13 protein-coding genes are annotated in these 18657 nt (G+C 71.5%); 3 read left to right on the top strand and 10 right to left on the bottom strand.

Going from position 1 to position 18657, the window contains the following annotated elements:
• Positions 1-34: 34 nt before the first annotated feature.
• Positions 35-658 carry a M48 family metallopeptidase gene (locus ACFW9O_RS24540; RefSeq protein WP_351167954.1) on the bottom strand — a complete coding sequence of 208 codons (624 nt, stop codon included), beginning with the start codon at positions 656-658 and terminating at the stop codon, positions 35-37.
• A gap of 210 nt (positions 659-868) precedes the next feature.
• Here ACFW9O_RS24540 and ACFW9O_RS24535 point away from each other — a divergent pair, with 210 nt between their 5' ends.
• Positions 869-2014: a ThiF family adenylyltransferase gene (locus tag ACFW9O_RS24535; RefSeq protein WP_384612140.1), complete on the top strand. Its 1146-nt coding sequence runs from the start codon at positions 869-871 to the stop codon at positions 2012-2014.
• A gap of 64 nt (positions 2015-2078) precedes the next feature.
• On the top strand, positions 2079-3608 hold the full coding sequence (locus ACFW9O_RS24530) for an ABC1 kinase family protein (protein ID WP_384612138.1): 1530 nt from the start codon (positions 2079-2081) through the stop codon (positions 3606-3608).
• 393 nt (positions 3609-4001) lie between these two features.
• Here ACFW9O_RS24530 and ACFW9O_RS24525 read toward each other — a convergent pair whose 3' ends face one another.
• From ACFW9O_RS24525 to ACFW9O_RS24510, 4 genes are all read right to left on the bottom strand, one after another.
• A complete protein-coding gene (locus ACFW9O_RS24525) occupies positions 4002-4361 on the bottom strand; it encodes a hypothetical protein (protein ID WP_351167946.1) in 360 nt (119 codons plus the stop codon).
• Complete coding sequence (locus ACFW9O_RS24520) at positions 4358-4726, bottom strand: WhiB family transcriptional regulator (protein ID WP_351167944.1); 369 nt, start codon at positions 4724-4726, stop codon at positions 4358-4360. The genes ACFW9O_RS24525 and ACFW9O_RS24520 overlap by 4 nt, the downstream gene beginning before the upstream one ends.
• Before the next feature lie 172 nt (positions 4727-4898).
• Positions 4899-5222: a hypothetical protein gene (locus tag ACFW9O_RS24515; RefSeq protein WP_384612136.1), complete on the bottom strand. Its 324-nt coding sequence runs from the start codon at positions 5220-5222 to the stop codon at positions 4899-4901.
• 166 nt (positions 5223-5388) lie between these two features.
• Positions 5389-7608 (bottom strand): ATP-dependent DNA helicase UvrD2, encoded by a 2220-nt coding sequence (locus tag ACFW9O_RS24510; protein WP_384612134.1) that lies wholly within the window; start codon positions 7606-7608, stop codon positions 5389-5391.
• Between the two features lie 191 nt (positions 7609-7799).
• Between ACFW9O_RS24510 and ACFW9O_RS24505 the strand changes: the two genes are divergently transcribed.
• A complete protein-coding gene (locus ACFW9O_RS24505; protein ID WP_203182343.1) occupies positions 7800-8042 on the top strand; it encodes a mycoredoxin in 243 nt (80 codons plus the stop codon).
• 177 nt (positions 8043-8219) lie between these two features.
• On the opposite strand, the gene ACFW9O_RS24500 is transcribed toward ACFW9O_RS24505, so the two are convergent.
• The 5 genes from ACFW9O_RS24500 to ACFW9O_RS24480 form a co-directional block, all read right to left on the bottom strand.
• Entirely contained in the window at positions 8220-9026 is an 807-nt protein-coding gene (locus tag ACFW9O_RS24500; protein WP_384612132.1) for a hypothetical protein, read from the bottom strand.
• A gap of 84 nt (positions 9027-9110) precedes the next feature.
• Positions 9111-10058 carry an NAD(+) diphosphatase gene (gene nudC / locus ACFW9O_RS24495; protein ID WP_384612130.1) on the bottom strand — a complete coding sequence of 316 codons (948 nt, stop codon included), beginning with the start codon at positions 10056-10058 and terminating at the stop codon, positions 9111-9113.
• Between the two features lie 44 nt (positions 10059-10102).
• Entirely contained in the window at positions 10103-11497 is a 1395-nt protein-coding gene (locus ACFW9O_RS24490) for a dipeptidase (RefSeq protein ID WP_384612128.1), read from the bottom strand.
• Positions 11498-11507: 10 nt separating this feature from the next.
• Positions 11508-14957 carry a UvrD-helicase domain-containing protein gene (locus ACFW9O_RS24485; protein WP_384612126.1) on the bottom strand — a complete coding sequence of 1150 codons (3450 nt, stop codon included), beginning with the start codon at positions 14955-14957 and terminating at the stop codon, positions 11508-11510.
• A 131-nt stretch (positions 14958-15088) separates the two neighbouring features.
• Complete coding sequence (locus ACFW9O_RS24480; RefSeq protein ID WP_384612124.1) at positions 15089-18538, bottom strand: ATP-dependent helicase; 3450 nt, start codon at positions 18536-18538, stop codon at positions 15089-15091.
• Between the last annotated feature and the right edge of the window lie 119 nt (positions 18539-18657).

Genomic DNA, 18657 nt, shown 5'->3' with positions numbered 1-18657 from the left:
AGTCGGTACAGACCCGGTACAGAATCACCGAACGTCACTCTTCACGTGCGGTGGGCAGATGCGGCAGCCGCTCGGCCGCGACGACTCCTTCGAGATAGCCACGCGCCCGCTCGGTACGCGGATACGCCTCCAGCAGGCGCCAGAAGCGAGGGCCGTGTCCGGGAACCAGCAGATGGGCCAGTTCGTGGAGGAGGACGTAGTCGACGACGTACTCCGGCATGCCCTGCAACCGGTGCGAGAGACGGATGCTGCCCTCAGCTGGGGTACATGAGCCCCAGCGGGTGTTCTGATTGGTCACCCATCGCACCGAGGCGGGGCGCGCCCGGCCCTCGAAGTACTGGGCGGAAAGCCCTTCGGCACGTTCGGCGAGCTCGCTGTCGCCGATCACCCGCTTGCTCTCCTGGGCGGCGAGCTTGTCGAGCATCACGCCGACCCAGCGCTGCTCCTCCGCCTCCGACATCCGGGCGGGGATGAGAACGATCGTGCGGTCACCCTCGCGGTACGCGGAGACCGTTCTGCTGCGCCGGGCGCTTCTGCGGACCTCGACCGCACTCGTCACCGATGCGCGGGACTGGTGGGCGGCCGCGCTGCGCTGGTGGCGTCCGGCGCTGCGCACGGAGGTCTCCCCGGCGAGGCCGGGTGAAGAGTCGGCGGACACGCCATGACGTTACCCGCTGTCGGCGGGGGAAGTCCTGCCTCCCGTACGGTTCGGCGTTGATCCACTTCTCGGCGTGCACCATTTGAACGACTAATACCCCGGCCTGTGGATAACTTTCCGCACGTTTCGCCACCGCGTTGCATTCTGACAACGGATCCAGGCGCCGGCCTATACCGAACGGCGCGGCCCGACACCGACCGGGGAGAAGCCATGCATCCGATGTTGAAACCTGCGCTGCGCCGGGCCTGGCGCGGACGGAACACCGTGCAATTCGGTGTGACGCCCGCGCATGCTGTGACGCTGGGTCCGATGGATATCGCGACCGGGAGTTTCCTCGAACTGCTCGACGGAACACGCGGACTCCCGCTGCTGCGCGAAGAGGCCGGAGCACTGGACCTGTCGGACCGTCATGTGGACATCCTGGTATCACGCCTGACGGAGGCGGGGCTGCTCGACGACTTGAGTGCGGGCGGCCCGGAGGCCGACGCATTACGCCGGCGGGCCGAGACCCTGGAGCGGCAGCGCCCTGACGCCGCGTCACTTTCCGTCGTCCATCCGGAACCCGGGAGCGGGCTGCGCAGGCTCGCGGCCCGGCGCGCGATGCGGGTTCAGGTACGGGGCGCGGGCAGGGTCGGCGCCACGATCGCCGCGGTGCTGTCCGGGGCGGGAGTGGGCCGGGTCGAGGTGCTCGACGGTGGCCGCACCGAACCGTGGGACATCGCGCCCGGCGGTCTTCCGGCGGCAGCCGTCGGGGAGCGGCGGGATTCGGCGGCCCGGCAGCTGGTCCGCCGGTCCGCGGCCGGCGGACCTCCCCGGTCGGCGGAGGCGGCGGGCCCTCCGGCGAGCGGCGAGCCCGCACTCTCCCTGATCGTGGTGGCTCCGCGGGACGGCCTCTCGGTCTACGCGCCCGATCCGGATACCGCCGCACCATGGATCGCCTCAGGTACGCCGCACCTCTACGCGGGAGTGATCGAAGCCACCGGGGTGGTCGGTCCTCTGGTGCTCCCGGGCGGCACCGGCTGTGCGGGCTGTCTGGCACTGCACCGTGCGGACCAGGACCCGCAGTGGCCGCGGATGCTGGCGCAGTGGAGGTCAGGGCGGCGTAGCACGGTGCCGGCCTGCGATCTGGGGCTGGCGACGGCGGTGGCCGGTCTCGCGGCAACCCATGCGCTGTCCTTTCTCGACGGGGAACTGCCCGCTGTCACCGGTGCCCGCTGGGAGGCCGCGCTGCCTCTGCTGGAGTGGCGGACCGAACGGCTGGGCGCGCACCTCGACTGCTCCTGTGGTGCCGCCGGGCAGACTGAGGGGGAGCTCACCTCCGCGACCTGCCCGGCACAGGACACAATGGCGGGGTGACCGCCGCCGACGGAGCAGGGCCGAACACTCACGCGGCACGGCAGTCTGGGACTTGGAGGGGCACATGTCTGATCTTCCCCGGAAGGCGGTCACCCGTACCGCGAAGCTGGCCGCGCTGCCGCTCGGCTTCGCCGGGCGTGCCACGTGGGGCCTGGGCAAGCGGATAGGCGGTAGGTCCGCCGAGATCGTCGCCCGTGAGGTCCAGCAGCGCACCGCGGATCAACTCTTCAAGGTTCTCGGCGAGTTGAAGGGCGGTGCGATGAAGCTCGGGCAGGCGCTGTCCGTTTTCGAGTCGGCGCTGCCCGAAGATGTCGCGGGCCCGTACAGAGCGGCACTGACCAAGCTTCAGGAGGCCGCTCCGCCCATGCCGACCCGCACCGTCCACGGGGTGCTGGCCGAGCGTCTCGGTGAGGACTGGCGGGAGCTGTTCCTCGAATTCGAGGACCGGCCGTCCGCCGCCGCGTCGATCGGGCAGGTCCACCGCGCTGTGTGGCACGACGGACGCGACGTTGCCGTGAAGGTGCAGTATCCGGGCGCGGGTGAGGCACTGCTCTCGGATCTGACCCAGCTCAGCCGCTTCGCGAGGCTGCTCGGTCCGCTGATTCCCGGGATGGACATCAAGCCGCTCATCACGGAACTGCGGGACCGGGTCTCGGAGGAGCTGGACTACGCGCTGGAGGCTCAGGCCCAGCAGGAACACGCGGCGGAGTTCGAGGACGACCCCGATGTGACGATCCCCGGAGTGGTGCACCAGTCCGAGCAGGTGCTCGTGACCGAGTGGATGGGCGGAATCCCCCTGTCGGAAGTGATCGCCGACGGCACGCAGGAACAGAGGGACCGGGCAGGTCAGCTGCTCGCGCGCTTCCTCTTCTCGGGACCGGCACGCACCGGCCTGCTCCACGCCGACCCCCACCCGGGCAACTTCCGGCTGCTGCCTCCGCTTGGCGCGGACGCGGAGGACGGGGCGGAGGAGAACGAGGCTGCCGAGGCGGACAGCGCCGACGGAGACGGCAACCGGTGGAGGCTGGGGGTCCTGGACTTCGGAACGGTGGACCGGCTGCCCGGCGGACTGCCGCGGACCATCGGCGACTCACTGCGGATGACACTGGACGGTGATGCCGAGGCCGTGTACCAGCTGCTCCGTGAGGAGGGGTTCGTCAAGGACTCGATCGAACTCGCGCCGGATGCCGTACTCGACTATCTCCTGCCGATCATCGAACCGGCGCTGGTGGACGAGTTCACCTTCACCCGCTCCTGGCTGCGGAGTCAGGCCGCCCGCATCGCCGACCTGCGCTCCCCCGCCCACCAGCTGGGCAAGCAGCTGAACCTTCCGCCGTCCTATCTGTTGATACACCGCGTCACACTGAGCACCATCGGCGTGTTGTGCCAACTCGGTGCCACGGTGCGTCTGCGGGACGAACTGGAGTCGTGGCTGCCGGGGTTCCTCCTGGAGTACGAGCCGGATCAGGAGGGCGAGGACGACCAGATGGGCATGGACGACCAGGCCGGCGTTGACGACCAGGCCGGCGTTGACGACCAGGCCGGCGTTGACGACCAGGAGGGCGCAACGGTCGAGGCCCGGAGCCTTTCCTGACAGTTGCGGCCTCCCCCGTCACCACCAGGCGGAGCCCAGTCGGCCCTCGATCGCGCGGATATGGGCGCGGGAACAGTCCTCGCAGAAGTACTGGCGTCTGCCGTTCTCCACGGAGCAGATCCAGGTCACGGGTGCCGATTCACCATCGGCGACAACGCCGCACCGGGCACATGACACCTGCCCCTCACCCGGCCGCGCCGGGCGATCAGTCTCCTCGTCCACCTCGCGACGATATCCCCGTCGGTCCGGCGGGCTCGGCACAAACGCACCGCGGGGCCGGCCTGTTCGGACCGGCCCCGCGGAAGGGGTGGGTGGCTGCGTGAGGGGCAGAGCGGTTGCCCCGCAGCCGTGCCGCCGTCGAGCGACGGACACATCGTGCTGTCGGCGGCGCTGTTAGTGCATGACCGCCATGGCGAGCGCACGGCGGGCGCGCATCGAAGCACGCTCCGCCCGGCGCTGCATCCGCCGGGCGGCCACCAGGCGCACTGCCTGGCGATCCACCTCGGCTTCCCTCAGGCGGTCGTGCATATGCGCACGTGCCAGGGCTTCTGGGATGAGTTGCATTTCGCGGGTCCTGTTCTGACGCGAGTCGTTCGCGCCGATGATGGTGACGTCCGGGGTCGCGGAGCCGACGGGCTCCTTCGTGGGGGTGATCATTGGTGCCTGGTTTCGGGGGTCATGGGTCTGGGGACGGTCGATGGTTCCGATGCGCTTTGTTCGTGTGGGGGACATGACCCCCAGGCCGGCGGTCACGCCGCGACCGGGTTCTTGCGCGGACGGCCACGCGGACGCTTGCGGGCGACGACGACGCCCTGGACGAAGAGCTCGCCACCCCAGACGCCCCACGGCTCGCGACGCTCCTTGGCGCCGGCGAGACAGGCCTCGACGAGCGGACAGGTCCGGCAGAGGGACTTGGCGTACTCGACGTCGGCCGGAGTCTCGGCGAAGAAGACCTCCGGGTCGTACGAACGGCAAGGGACGGGTACGCCGAGGTTCTCGATGGCGTCGTCGAGCGCGGTGAGCGCGGTGAGCGGGATCAAGGTGGAGTCCTCCGTGAGGCCGGGCGGGGAGATCGTGTCGGAAGGCGGTACGGACGGGGCGTGCGTCTCGGTTTGCACGGTGGTGTTGTCCTCGTCTGGTCATGCCGGCCTGTTGGCCGGTTGGCGGCTGGTACCAGGTACTGCTTGTCCCGAGGCTCCTTCGTCTCGTCTCATCCGTTCGGACAAAACAAAAGGGCCGCGGATCCCGAGTGGGGTTCCGCGGCCCTGAAGGCGCCGGCCTGATGCTGGATCAGGCTGGATCACTCCAGGGTTCAGGCCCACGGAAGGCCCACATCGTGTGGTGCTGTGTCGTCTGCTTCTTGGCTCCGGCACCGACGGCCGCAAAGGCATAGGCGCGAGCCTGTCCCTTCGCTACTGCTGCTGCCGGTGCCTCGGTCGGTCGCTCATTGCGCTCCCGAACGGGCAGGCTCGCCAGAGACAGCGGGTTGCCGACGGAGATGCCGGACACACCGGTGACACGAAGCGAAAGTTCCGAAGAGCAGGCGAGGCCGAGCGAGCAGGCGGAGGCGACCGACGGATCGGTCATTTTGATGGTGTTGATGATGCTGATCACAGGAATCGCCTCCTCTCGGCGTCTCAGGGGACCGGCCGGGGCCGGTCCTGCGTATTCGGATAAGTACAGCACGGAATCAGGGCTTCAGAGAAGTCGCTGTTCCCGTGGTTAAGAACCTATGGTGATGACTGCTGCGGGCGCAAACTATTTTTTCGACGAGTTTTTCTCACATGTCGTCGTCGCCCGCTCCTGACTCCGGTTCCAGCGTCCGACCTGCACAGATGTCGAGCACATCGGCTCCGAAGCGGGTCAGCTTCCGGTTGCCGACACCAGCGATGACGACGAGCTCGCCCTCGGTGTCCGGCACCGCCTCGGCGATCGCCATCAACGTCTTGTCGGTGAACACGCAGTACGCGGGCTGGCCGATCTCCTTCGCCCGGTCGGCACGCCACTGCCTCAGCCGCTCGTACAGCCCCTCGTCCATGTCGGACGGGCAGTCCTCGCAGCGCATCAGCTTCATCTCGCCGGCTTCGGTGAGGGTCTTGCCGCAGACCCGGCACAGCACCGGCCCGCGGCGCCTGGGCCGGGCCGCCACGGAACCGCCGCTGCCCGTGGCCGTACCCGTACCTCGGTCGATGCCTCCGCCTCCCCCTGCGCCGCCCCGTGCGCCGAAGGCGGTCGAGCCGGGCCGCAGGCCGTTCAGGAAGCGCGTCGGCCGGCGGCCGCCGCGACCACCGGGCGAGCGGGAGAGGGCCCAGGACAGCGAGAGGTGGAAGCGGGCCCGGGTGACACCGACGTACAGCAGCCGGCGTTCCTCCTCGACCTGTTCATCGGTCTTGGCGTAGGCGATCGGCATCATGCCCTCGGTGAGACCGACCAGGAAGGCCGCGTCCCACTCCAGCCCCTTCGCCGAGTGCAGCGAAGCCAGCGTGACGCCCTGGACCGTGGGGGCGTGCTGGGCGGCGGCCCGTTCGTCGAGCTCCGCCACGAGGTCGGAGAGCGTCGCTCCCGGCTTGGCCTGTTGGAAGTCCTCGGCCAGACGCACCAGGGCGGCCAGCGACTCCCAGCGGTCCCGGACCGCACCCGAACCGTTGGGCGGCTTGGAGGTCCACCCCTTGGTGGAGAGCACCGCCCGCACCTCGGAGGGCAGCCCCTCGGCTCCGTCGAGCAAGGAGTCGTTGCCCCCGGCGCGGGCGGCGCCGCGCAGGGCGACGCCGGCCTCCCGCACCTCCGCACGGTCGAAGAAGCGCTCCGCGCCACGCAGCTGGTAGGGCACACCGGCGTCGGCGAGGGCCTGCTCGTAGACCTCGGACTGGGAATTGACCCGGTACAGCACGGCGATCTCGCCGGCCGGAACACCTGCGGCGATCAGGTCACGGATCCGCCGGGCGGTGCCCTCTGCCTCCGCGGGCTCGTCCGTGTACTCCGTGTAGGAGGGCTCGGGGCCCTTCTCGCGCTGCGACACCAGCTCCAGCCGGTGCTCTGCCGCCCTGCCGCTGGCCTGGCTCAGCAGGCCGTTGGCCAGATGAACGACCTGGGGCGTGGAGCGGTAGTCCCGCACCAGCTTGACCACCGTCGCGTTCGGGTGGCGGGTGCGGAAGTTCAGCAGGTGGTCGGGGGTCGCGCCGGTGAAGGAGTAGATCGTCTGGCTGGCGTCACCGACGACGCACAGGTTGTCCCGGTCGCCGAGCCAGAGGTCGAGGAGCCGCTGCTGGAGCGGGCTGACGTCCTGGTACTCGTCGACGACGAAGTGCTGGTACTGGGTGCGCACGTGCTCGGCGATGTCGTGCCGGTCCTGAAGGATGCCGACGGTGAGAAGCAGCACATCCTCGAAGTCGATCACCGACCGGTCGCGCTTGAGCTGCTCGTACATCGCGTAGATCTGTGACAGCTCGGCAGGATCGCGCGGGGCGTCCCGCTGGGTCTTGGCGACCGCGGCCGGGTAGTCGGCGGGCACGGTCTGGGTGACCTTGGCCCACTCGATCTCGCTCGTGGCGTCCCGCAGCTCATTGCGGTCGAGCCGGACGCCGCAGCGCGCCGCCGCCTCGGCGACCAGCTGGACCTTGCGCTCCACCAGGCGCGGCAGCGCACCACCGACTGCTTTCGGCCAGAAGTACTGGAGCTGGCGCAGGGCGGCGGAGTGGAACGTCCGCGCCTGCACACCGGTCGCGCCGAGCTGGCGGAGCCTGCCCCGCATCTCGCCGGCGGCGCGGTTGGTGAAGGTGACAGCGAGCACGGTCGTCGGCTGGAGAATCCCGGCCCGCACCCCGTAGGCAATGCGATGCGTGATGGCTCGCGTCTTGCCCGTACCGGCTCCGGCCAGCACGCACACGGGTCCGGCGAGGGCCAGCGCGACCTCGCGCTGCTCCGGGTCGAGCCCGTCGAGGACGGCGTCCGCGGACTCGGGAACCTGCGGGAAAAGGGTGGAATGCGTTGCTGCTGTCACCCCGCCATGCTGCCAGGTCGCAGGGGGCGGGTGCGGAAGTTGTCCACAGGGGGTGCCGTTTGTCGTACTGATACGGGTGCGCTCGCGGGAATGGCGGCCGGGTCCCGTACGTTCCCTGCATGCGGGAAGGTACGGGAACGTGTTCTTTCCGCCTTCCAGCGAGACGGACAAGACAAGGGAGCACCAGCGACATGCCGGGCACTGTGACGATGTACAGCACCACGTGGTGCGGCTACTGCCGCCGGCTCAAGGGCCAGATGGACCGCGAAGGCATCGCGTACACCGAGGTCAACATCGAGCAGGACCCGGATTCGGCAGCATTTGTCGAGAAGGCGAATGGCGGAAACCAGACGGTTCCGACCGTGCTCTTCCCCGACGGTTCGACGCTGACGAACCCCTCGCTGGCCCAGGTCAAGCAGAAGATCGGCGCCTGACGCAGGTAGGCATGGCGACGGCCCCGAGCGGAAGCTCCGGGGCCGTCGCCATGTCCGCGTGCTGCTCGCCCGCGTGCCGCCTTCCTGCCCGCGTGCCACCTGCCTGCATGCCGCGCGGCCTGCTCGCGTGCCTGTCGGCCGCGCTGCCCGCATGCCTGTGGCCGAGCTGCGCGCGGATCACTGACGACGGAGGCGCCTGCGCCACCAGCTCGGCCGTCGTCCCGCTTCCCGGTAACGGCCCGGCTCCCGGTCCGGCTCCGCGCCCGGCTCCGCTGCCAGCTCCCGCACGGCGGTCCTGATGCGGTCGAAGGTCGCTATCCGGTTCTGCTTCTCACCGGGCAGGACGACTCCGACACAGACCAGCTTGAGTCTGCCGCCTCCGAGCTCGGTCCCGACGAAGACCGGAGCACCGGCGCACCCCTCGGGCACGGTGGAACCCCAGTGGACGTCGCCGTCGGTCCCGCGTGCCACCTCGCCCACGACGACGGCCAGCAGCCTCTCTCCCCGTGCCTCGCCCATGTCGTGGCCCAGGATGTAGGCGGGCTGCGGCTCGGCACCGATCCGGGCGATGTCCTCGTCGTTCGCGGCGAGACCGTCCGTGATCTCGTCGGTCGCCCAGCTCCAGCCCTTGCGAGTGCCGTGGGCGTGCAGCCCGGCCGTGGGCAGCACGGCGACACCCAGGTCACCGAGGACGACCCACCCGTCGGCGAAGTCCGTCATGAGGAGCTTCTCCGCGCTCATCGCGGGTTCGCACAGTTCGGGTCGCAGAGTCAGCTCGCCCAGGTCGTACCGCGTCAGCTCCGCAGCCGTCACGAGGTACTGCCTGATGACCTCGGAGTCGGCCGTGGTGTCGATGAGGTCGTTGAACCAGAAGGCCGTTCCGTGGTGCCGGTCCGCGTTCGCTTCCTTGAACGCCAGAGTCGAGCGGCCGACGTTGGCCGTGATGGCATTGACGGTCGCGTGGTGAACGTTCGATTCGGACATGGCCGGGGACTCTACCGAGAGCGTCCCCTCGCACGTCACACGGGGTGTCGCACCATGCCGCCGCACCCGCCCGCTCACCCGCCGTCAGCCGGCGCTGCCCGGCCTCGGGAGCGGCTTGCCGTACCAGAGCTCGATCAGGCGCGCCGCGATCGAGATGCCGAACGGGGGCAGGACCTCGCCCGATTCGAAGGCCGCTGTCAGGTCCTCGCGGGAGAACCAGCGGGCCTCCTCGATCTCCTCGCCGTCCACGTTGATCTCCGAGGTGGTGGCGCGTGCCATGAACCCGAGCATCAGGCTGGACGGGAACGGCCAGGGCTGACTGGCGATGTACTCGACCTCGCCGACGGTGATGCCTGCCTCCTCGAACACCTCGCGGGCCACGGACTGCTCGATCGACTCGCCCGGCTCGACGAAGCCCGCGAGCGTGGAGAAGCGTCCCTCCGGCCAGTGCACCTGGCGGCCCAGCAGGGCGCGGTCCTGGTCGTCGGTGACCAGCATGATCACCGCGGGATCGGTGCGCGGGTAGTGCTCGGCGCCGCAGGCCTGGCAGCGGCGGATGTGGCCGGCCGCCGCGATGACGGTGCGCTCGCCGCAGCGTGAGCAGAAGCGGTGCAGGCGCTGCCAGTTCTCCAGGGCCACGGCGTGCACCATGAGCCCGGCGTCCCGCGCGCCGAGGAGCAGCCCCGCCTCGCGCAGGCCCGCAGGGCGCGCGGACTGGTCCATGCGACCCGGCAGGGAGTCCTTCTGGAGGGCGAAGTAGCGCACGCCCTCCTCGTCGGTGCCGAGGAAGTAGCGGTGGGTCTCGGTGAGCGGGGCCTCGAAGGACGGGGTCATGACGAGCTCGGTGCCGCCGTCCGGGGTGTCGTCGATCAGCGCCTGTCCGCCCGATACGACGAAGACTCTGGTCGTCGGGTGGCTCCAGGCTGCGGCGAGCCAGGCCTCGTCGAGACGGTGGTGCGCGGAGCGGTCGATGCCGCTGGGCGCGGTGAGGCCGATCGGACGGTCAGCGGTGGCGTTGTCGAAGGTGCTCACAGGTGCTTCCTACTCCCCCGGGGGTGGATCGGGTGATCAGAGATTCAGCGCGGTGCCGCGGCCAGTTCGCCCCACAGGTGGGCGGCGGTCTCCACGCCCTTGAGGAGGAGGTCGATCTCGACCTTCTCGTCGGGGCCGTGCCAGCCGTCGGACGGTACGGAGATGCCCAGGAAGAGGACGGGGGCGCCGAGGACGTCCTGCAGGTCGGCGGCGGGGCCCGAGCCTCCTTCGCGGGTGAAGAGGATCTTCTTCCCGAAGGCCCGTCCCATGGCACGGGCCACTGCCTGGAGTGCGGGGTGGTCCAGCGGGGTGAGGCAGGGGCGGGTGGCGGGGGCGAAGGTGATGCGGTGGCGGATGCCGGCCGGGATCTGTTCCTCGGCCCACGTGCGGACCATCTTCTGGACGCGCTCCGGATCCTGGCCGGCGACGAGGCGGAAGCTCAGCTTCACCAGGGCGGACGAGGGGATGACTGTCTTGCTGCCCGCTCCTTGGTAGCCGCCGCCGATGCCGTTGACCTCGGCGGTGGGGCGGGCCCAGATGCGTTCCAGGGTGGTGTACCCGGCCTCGCCCGCGGTGGCCTGCGAAGCGGCGGTGCGCAGCCAGGTGGCCTCGTCGAAGGGGAGCGCGGCGAAGAGGGCCCGCTCGGTGTCGGTGAGTTCGGCGACGCCGTCGTAGAACCCGGGGACCGCGACCCGTCCCTGTGTGTCGTGGAGCGCGGCGACGAGGCGGGCCACGGCGGTCGCGGGGTTGGGTACGGCGCCGCCGAACGATCCGGAATGGATGTCCTGGCCCGGGCCGTGCAGTTCGATCTCGCACTCGGCGAGACCGCGCATTCCGGTGCAGACGGTCGGGGTGTTCTCGTCCCACATGCCGGTGTCGGAGATGATCACGATGTCGGCGGCGAGGCGGCCGGCACGCTGTTCGGCCAGGGCGCGGAAGTGCGGGGAGCCGGACTCCTCCTCGCCCTCGACGAGGAGTTTGAGGTGTACGGCGGGGGTGGTGCGGCCGGTTGCCGCGAGGTGCGCCCTGACGCCGAGTGTGTGGAAGAACACCTGGCCCTTGTCGTCGGCCGCGCCACGTCCGTACATCCTGCCGTCGCGGATCACCGGTTCGAACGGGTCGGTGTGCCAGCCGTCCTCGCGGGCCGCGGGCTGCACGTCGTGGTGGCCGTAGACGAGGACGACCGGGGCGTCCGGGTCGTCGGAGGGCCACTCGGCGAAGACGGCCGGGGCGCCCGGCGTCTCCCAGATCTCGGTGACGGGGAACCCGGTCTGCGTGAGCTTGTCCCTGAGCCACTCGGCACTGCGCCGTACGTCTCCGTCGTGCTCCGGCTGTGCGGATACGGACGGGATGCGCAGCCACTCGGCGAGGTCGTCGAGGAAGGCTGTGCGGTGCTGCTGGGTGTACGTACGGACGGCACTGTCCGGGGTGTCGCTCATGGTCCTGAGCCTAACGGCCCTGCGGAGGTGACTCGTCCAGCAGGAGCTGCTCCAGCTCTGCTCTGCCCGGCAGCCGGGCGGGGCTGACGGTCTCCCCGGTGCGCACGTACAGGAACGTCGCGGCGACGGCCTCCGGCGGAAGACCGTGCAGTTCGGCCCAGGCCAGGCGGTAGACGGCGAGCTGGAGGGGGTCGGCCGTGCGGTGGTGGCCGGTCTTCCAGTCGACGATCTCGTACGTGTCGCCCGTGCGGTAGACCGCGTCGATCCGGCCCCGGATCACGCGGCCGGCGAGGGTGATCTGGAACGGGGTCTCGACGCGGTACGGGGTGCGCCGGGCGTACGCGCTGCGCTCGAAGGCTTCCTTGAGGGCGGCGAGGTCGCGTTCGTCGGCGATCTCCGTGTCGTTGTCCTCGCCCCCGGGGAGCTCGTCGGGCCCGAGCATGGGCAGCGGCAGTTCCTCGAATCTGGACTCCACCCAGGCGTGGAAGCGGGTCCCCCGTCGGGCGGCGGGCTGTGGGGGCCTGGGCATGGGGCGGGCCAGTTCCCGCGCGAAGCTGTCGGGGTCGTCGGCCAGGTGAAGGAGCTGGGTGGCGGAGAGCGAGGCGGGTACGAGGACGTCCCGCACGGATGCGCGGGCACGCCGGAGTTCACCGGCGAGGGCGTCGAGGTCGCGGTCCCAGGAGGCAAGGGTGCGCGATTCCTCCGGGGTGAGCTCCGCGTCCGCGGGGGTGCGGGCGGCGGGAACCTGGGGGACGGCCGGGGCCGGGTCCCGCGACGGGGCCCCGTGGGAGGGAGCACTGTCGGGGAACGGGTCGTCGTACGGTGCGTCGGTCTCGTCGTACAGCTCCTCCCCGTCGTCGTACGGGGGTTTCGGATCCTCGTCGTACGGGGGCTCCTCGTAGGACGGCCCGGGACCTTCCTCGTACACGTCCGGTACGGGGGTGGCGGCCAGGGCCTCCAGGTGGGCCAGCACCGTGTCCCTGGCGGCGCGACGGCGGGCCATGGACGCGTCGTCCAGGGGGAGCGGCCAGGCCTGGTCGGTGCCCTTCTCCTGGAGTGCCGGGTTCTCCTCGTCCTCCCCGGGCTCGTCGGCCCAGGCCTCGATCTCGCCGTACCCGGCGGCGCAGTGCTCGTACAGCGCATCGAGGAAGGCGGACGGGCCGCGTGTCTTCTTCTGCGACGGGCCCCACCAGTGGCCGGAGCCCAGGAGCAGGCTGCGGGGGCGGGTGAAGGTGACGTAGCCGAGGCGGAGCTCCTCGGTGTGCTGGTGCTCCTTCATCTCCTCCTTGAACGCCTTGAGGCCCTTGGCGTCCCAGGAGTGGATGACCGGGAGGGTGGCCGCGTCGCCGCGCAGGGCGTGCGGCAGCACCTTGGACTGCGAGGTCCAGGCGTCCCGGGACTGTCCGCTGGGGAACTGACCGGTGACCAGACCCGGCACGGCGACGACGTCCCACTCCAGGCCCTTGGACTTGTGCGCGGTGAGGACCTTGACGGTGTTCTCCCCGCCGGGCAGGGCGTTGTCCAGGCCCTTCTCGTACTGCGCGGCGGTGCGCAGGAACCCGAGGAAGGCGAGCAGGGATGCCTCCCCGTCGACTGCGGCGAAGCCCGCGGCGACGTCCAGGAAGTTGGCGAGGGTCTCACGGCGGCGGGCGGCGAGGGCGTGCGGCGACGCGGAGAGTTCCACTTCGAGCCCGGTGGTGCCGAGGACGCGGTGCAGTACGTCCATGAGGGGGTCGGCCAGTGAGCGGCGCAGGTCGCGCAGCTCGGTGGCGAGGCGGGCGAAACGGACGCGTGCCTCGGCCGAGAACGGCAGGCCGTCGTCCTCGGCCCCTCCGGACTCCAGGAAGGTGTCCAGGGCGTCGGCGAGCGAGATCACCTCGGCGGGGTCGATGCCTTCGACCGCTTCGGTGAGACGGCGGTCGGGGTCGAAGTCGTCGTCCTCGCCGTGGGAGGCGCGGTGGACGAGGAGTCGGGCGCGGCGGCCGAGCAGTGCGAGGTCCCGGGCGCCGATCCGCCAGCGCGGCCCGATGAGCAGCCGGACCAGCGAGGCGTTGGCCCCGGGGTCCTGGAGGACCTCGCAGACGGCGACGAGGTCCGCGACCTCGGGGAGGTGCAGGAGCCCGGACAGGCCGACGACCTCGACCGGGATGTCCCGGGCGACGAGGGCGGCCTGGATCAGGGGGAAGTCTCCGGCGGTCCGGCACAGGACGGCGATCTCCCCGGGTGCGGTGCCGGTCCGTACGAGGTGGGCGAGGGAGTCGCCGAGCCAGTCGATCTCTTCGGCGTGGGTGCGGAGCAGGGCGCATCGCACCATGCCGTCCCGCTCGGCTCCGGGCGCGGGCCGCAGGGCCTCCACGCCCTCGTGCATGGCGCGCAGGGGGTCGGCGAGGCCGTTGGCGAGGTGGAGGAGGCGGCCGCCGCTGCGGCGGTTCTCGCTGAGGGAGTAGCGGGTGGCGGGGGTGCCGTCGGCGTGGGGGAAGTGGTGCGGGAAATCGTCGAGGTTGGCGACGGAGGCGCCGCGCCAGCCGTAGATCGCCTGGCACGGGTCCCCGACGGCGGTGACGGCGTGCCCCGCCGCGGCTTCGCCCGGGCCGCCGAAGAGGCCGGCGAGCAGGAGGCGCTGGGCCACGGAGGTGTCCTGGTACTCGTCGAGCAGGACGACCCGGAACTCGTCGCGCAGGATGGCGCCGACCTCGGGACGGGTCATGGCCAGCTCGGCGGAGAGTGCGATCTGGTCGCCGAAGTCGAGGAGGTCGCGGCTGCGTTTGGCCGCACGGTAGCGCCGGGTCAGCTCCAGGAGCTCGCGGCGGGCCTCGGCCGCCTCGGGGATCTTGCGCAGCTCGGCGTTGGTGAGCCTGGCCGTTTCGAGCATGTGGAGCAGCTCGGTGTCGTACTCCGCGAGCTGTTCGGGGCGTACGAGGTGTTCGGCGAGCTCGGCGTCCAGGGCGAGCAGGTCGCTGACCAGCGTGGGGAAGGACCTGGTCAGCGCCGGGAAGGGGCCGGGGGCCTCGCGCAGCACCCGGGCGGCGAGCTGGTAGCGGGTGGCGTCGGCGAGGAGGCGGGTGGTGGGTTCGAGCCCGATCCGCAGACCGTGATCGGTGAGCAGCCGGCCGGCGAAGGCGTGGTACGTGGAGATGCTGGGCTCGCCCGGGGGGTTGTCCGGGTCGATGACGTCCGGGTCGGTGACCCCGGCTGCGACCAGGGCCTTGCGGACCCTCTCGGCGAGCTCGCCGGCGGCCTTGTTCGTGAAGGTCAGGCCGAGGACCTGCTCCGGGGCGACCTGTCCGGTCCCGACGAGCCACACCACGCGGGCCGCCATCACCGTGGTCTTCCCCGAGCCGGCTCCGGCCACGATCACCTGCGGGGCGGGCGGCGCTGTGATGCAGGCCGTCTGCTCCGGGGTGAAGGGGATCCCGAGGAGCTCCTTGAGCTGCTCGGGGTCGGTGATACGCGAGGACACTCCACAGAGGCTAACCGGAGACACCGACAAAGCCGTCCTGCCCGGACAGCGCCCGGACAGCGCCCGGTCCGGCGCCCGGTCCGACGCCCCGTCCGGCACCCTGGACGTCACCGGGCGGGGTGCCCGGAACCTCACTCGATGATCTGACGGCCTTCGGGCTGTGCGCTGCACGAGGCCCGGAAGGTGCAGTGGGTGCAGTGCTGGCCGGCCGTGGGCGTGAAGCGTTCGTCCAGGACGCGGCCGGCGGCCGTGGCCAGCAGGTCGGAGACCCACTCCCCGGACAGGGGTTCCTGGGCCTGCACCTTGGGAAGGGCGTCGCCGCCCTCCTTCTTCGGGGCCGGCTGGCGCAGCTGTACGAGTTCGGCACCGCCGGAGTCGGGGCGTCGGCCGTCGAAGACGTCGTCGACGGCGCCTTCCCTGACCGCCAGCTGGTACACGGCGAGCTGGGGGTGCGCGGCTACCTCGTCCTTGGTCGGTGCCCCCTTGCCGGTCTTGAAGTCGACGACGTAGGCCCGGCCCTCGGTGTCCTGTTCGACCCGGTCCATGGAGCCCCGGATGCGCACCGCGTACTCCCCCGCTTCCAGCGTCACGTCGAAGTCGTGCTCGCTGGCGGCCGGGGTACGGCCGGTGCGGTCCATGACGTGCCAGCGCAGGAAGCGCTCCAGGGCGGCACGCGCCTGGTCCTTCTCCTGCTGGGACTTCCAGGGAGCGTCGAAGACCAGGCCGTTCCAGACGGAGTCCAGGCGCTCCATCAGGACGTCCAGGTCGGCGGCGGTACGGCCGGATGCCACTTCGTCCGCGAGTACGTGGACCACGTTGCCGAAGCCCTGCGCGGCCGTCGCCGGGGCGTCGGCCTTCACCTCACGGCCCAGGAACCACTGCAGGGCGCAGGTGTTGGCCAGCTGGTCGAGCGCGCTCCCGGACAGCGCGACGGGATGGTCCCGGTCGCGGAGCGGGACCTCGGAACGGGTCGGCTCGTTCAGTCCCCACCAGCGGTACGGGTGGGCCGCGGGCACGAGCGGCTGGCCCTCGTCGTCGGCCAGCGCGGCGAGCCGGGCGAGCCGGTGCGCGGCGGCGTCGCGCAGGGCGGCCGAGGCGGCTGGGTCGACGGTCGTCGCCCGGAGTTCGGCGACGAGCGAGGCGACCGCGAGCGGACGGCGGGGCCGGCCGGTGACGTCGCGGGGTTCAACCCCGAGTTCGGTGAGGAAGCGCGACGGCTGGTCGCCGTCGTCGGCGGGGGCCTTGACGGCCGTGACGACGAGACGTTCCCGGGCGCGGGTGGCGGCGACGTAGAAGAGGCGGCGTTCCTCGGCCAGGAGCGCCCCCGGGGTGAGGGGTTCGGCCAGGCCGTCACGGCCGATCCGGTCCGCCTCGAGGAGCGACCCGCGGCGGCGCAGGTCGGGCCAGAGCCCTTCCTGGACTCCGGCGACGACGACCAGCCGCCACTCCAGGCCTTTGGAACGGTGCGCGGTCATCAGCCGTACGGCGTCGGGGCGCACGGCACGCCGGGAGAGCGTGTCGGCGGCGATGTCCTGGGCGTCGACCTCTTCGAGGAAGTTGAGCGCGCCTCGTCCTCCGGTGCGCTCCTCCGCGCGGGCCGCTGTCTCGAAGAGGGCGCACACGGCGTCGAGGTCCCGGTCGGCGTTCCTGCCGCCCGCGCCGCCGCGCAGTGCGGCCCGCTCGAGCCTGCCGGGCCAGGGTGTGCCGTCCCAGAGGGCCCACAGGGCCTCCTCGGCGGTGCCGCCGCTCTCCAGGAGTGTGCGGGCCTTGCGCAGGAGCGCACCGAGGCGCTGGGCGCCGCGGGCGTACGCCGGATCGTGCGCGACGAGGCGTTCGGGCTCGGCGAGGGCCCGGGCCAGCAGCTCGCCGGACGGCGGCGGCACGCGGTTGCCGGCGGCCCGCTCCTCGTCGCGCAGGGCACGGCCCAGGCGCCGCAGATCGGCGGCGTCCATGGAGCCGAGCGGGGAGGTGAGGAGCATGAGGGCGGTCTCGGTGTCGAGAGTGCCCGCATCCGTGGCACCACCGGTGTCGCCGTCACTACCGGTGCCGCCGTCGCCGTTGCTGTCCCCGCCACCCTCGCTGCCCGTCCCGGCGTCGCTGCTCGTCGCGGCGTCCTCGTACGGCTCGGCATCCTCGTGCGGCTCGGGCACGGCACGGCCCACCGCCGCCTTCGCCACCGTCCGCAGCGCGGTCAGCAGGGGCGCGACCGCCGGCTCATGACGCAGCGGAAGGTCGTCGCCGTCCACCTCCAGCGGCACACCGGCGGACGTCAGCGCCCTGCGCACGGCGGGAATCGAATGGCCGCCGGCACGCACGAGTACCGCCATGTCCTTCCACGGCACGCCCTCCTCCAGGTGCGCACGCCGCAGCAGGTCGGCGATGTTCTCCAGCTCGGTGGAGGCGGTCGGATAGGTGTACGTCTCCACGCGGCCGCCTCCGCGTACGGCGGACAGCTCGCGGTGGGCCCGGACCTTGTCCGACGGCAGACGCGTGAGCGGCATCCGGCGGGTCAGCAGCCGGGTGGCGGCGAGCAGCTGCGCACCGGAGCGGCGCGAGGTGGTGAGGACACCGACGGGGGCGGGAGCGCCGTCGGCGCGGCGGAAGGCGTCGGGGAAGTCGAGGATGCCGTTCACGTCGGCGCCCCGGAAGGCGTAGATCGATTGGTCCGGGTCGCCGAAGGCGATCAGCGTCCGGCCTCCGCCGGTGCCCGGGGCGCTCCCGGAGTTCCCCGCCAGCGCGTGCAGCAGCCGCACCTGGGCCGGGTCCGTGTCCTGGTACTCGTCGACGAAGACCGCGTCGTAACTCCCGGCCAGCAGCGCGCCGACCTCCGGACGCTCGGCGAGCAGGACGGCACGGTGGACCAGTTCCGCGTAGTCCAGGACGCCCTGAGCGTCGAGGACGTCCAGGTATTCGGCGAGGAACTGCGCGGCGGCGCTCCAGTCCGGGCGGCCGGTGCGGCGCGCGAAGGCGGCGAGGGCGTCCGGGCCGAGACCGAGTTCACGGCTGCGGGCCAGCACCGCGCGCACCTCGTCGGCGAAACCGCGCGTGGTCAGACAGGCCCGCAACTCGTCGGGCCAGCGGACATGGGCGAGTCCTGCCTGTTCCAGGCCGAGCTGGCCCGCCAGGAGCTCACGGACGGTGACGTCCTGCTCGGGTCCGGAGAGCAGACGCAGCGGATCGGCGAACAGGTCGGCGTCCTGGTGTGCGCGGACCAGGGCGTAGCAGTACGAGTGGAAGGTGGTGGCCTGCGGGCCCCTGGGGCCACCGAGCCTGGACGCCATCCGGTCGCGCAGTTCGACGGCCGCCTTGCGGCTGAAGGTGAGAACGAGGATGCGGGCCGGGTCGGTCCCGGCGGCCACACGGGCGGCGACGGCCTCGACGAGCGTCGTGGACTTGCCCGTGCCCGGTCCGGCGAGGACCAGCAGAGGGCCGGCCCTGTGGTCAACCACCGCGCGTTGCCCCGCGTCCAGGAGAGGGGGGTCCACGGATCCGGGAGGGGTACGCACCAGCCGGTAGGCGCCCGGGGTCCGCCGCCGTGCCTGACGGTGCGGACTGTTCCGGGTGGTGAAGGAGGAGCTCACGTGGATCGCCGGTCCTGGTGGGTGTACTCGGTCTGCTCGGATGTGCTGGGAACGAAGGAGCGGAGCGTGCCGCGCGGGGACGACGCTACGCCAGCGGCGGGCCTGTGCGCAGCGACCGG

Source organism: Streptomyces sp. NPDC059499 (genome assembly GCF_042749285.1).
GTDB lineage: Bacteria > Actinomycetota > Actinomycetes > Streptomycetales > Streptomycetaceae > Streptomyces.
This window is presented reverse-complemented; position numbering and strand designations above follow the sequence as displayed.

Bases quoted from the DNA above. Each gene is read 5' to 3' on its own strand.
- ACFW9O_RS24535 (WP_384612140.1), top strand. From the start codon at position 869: ATGCATCCGATGTTGAAACCTGCGCTGCGCCGGGCCTGGCGCGGACGG.
- ACFW9O_RS24530 (WP_384612138.1), top strand. From the start codon at position 2,079: ATGTCTGATCTTCCCCGGAAGGCGGTCACCCGTACCGCGAAGCTGGCC.
- ACFW9O_RS24505 (WP_203182343.1), top strand. From the start codon at position 7,800: ATGCCGGGCACTGTGACGATGTACAGCACCACGTGGTGCGGCTACTGC.
- ACFW9O_RS24500 (WP_384612132.1), bottom strand. From the start codon at position 9,026: ATGTCCGAATCGAACGTTCACCACGCGACCGTCAATGCCATCACGGCC.
- ACFW9O_RS24490 (WP_384612128.1), bottom strand. From the start codon at position 11,497: ATGAGCGACACCCCGGACAGTGCCGTCCGTACGTACACCCAGCAGCAC.